We start from the raw sequence: 472 nt of genomic DNA, 5'->3' as shown, positions 1-472 counted from the left end.
GGTCGGTACGGCTCTTGGCCTCCATCCCCAGCACGCCGTCGATAGTCGGGGCGATGAGGTTGTGGATAGTGATGGGCTGCCCGCGCTCATCGAGTGCCTTTTTCACTGCAGGTGGCAGCTGGTCGTTGTCGTAGTAAGCGCAGGCTCGATTGGCAAGGCTTCGCCAGTCCGGCTGGCCATTGATATCGCTCATCAGTTTGAGCAGGCGCGGGGTATCGAGGCCGCCTTTTTCAGGGGCCTTGGGTTGGGCGTTGATCATCAGTTGGCCATCCAGTGCTTGGGTTTGCGGAAGGATTCAGGTTTGACGATGCGGGCCGGCATCCGGGCACGCATCTCTTGGGCAATCATGTAGCTCATGAGCTGGTCGTCGTAGCAGCCGTCCTGGGCGTTCATGCTGCCGCTCTTGTCGTAGACGTAGGTGGTAGCCTCGTGAATGGTGCCTATCCAGCGGATCCCGGACTGCCCGGCACGC

At 60.8% G+C, this 472-nt stretch carries 1 protein-coding gene and 1 pseudogene; both read right to left on the bottom strand.

Annotated elements, in window-relative coordinates; genetic code table 11:
* Positions 1-259 (bottom strand): portal protein (locus tag JWG43_RS17980; RefSeq protein ID WP_205244315.1); only part of this gene is annotated, 259 nt, incomplete at its 3' end.
* Positions 259-472: pseudogene (locus JWG43_RS17975) on the bottom strand (terminase); the annotation flags it as partial. The pseudogene JWG43_RS17975 and the gene JWG43_RS17980, both read right to left, overlap by 1 nt.

This window comes from Desulfobulbus alkaliphilus, assembly GCF_016918545.1.
Lineage (GTDB): Bacteria > Desulfobacterota > Desulfobulbia > Desulfobulbales > Desulfobulbaceae > Desulfobulbus > Desulfobulbus alkaliphilus.
The sequence above is the reverse complement of the archived record's forward strand: the minus strand, read 5'-3'. Positions and strand labels throughout refer to the sequence as shown.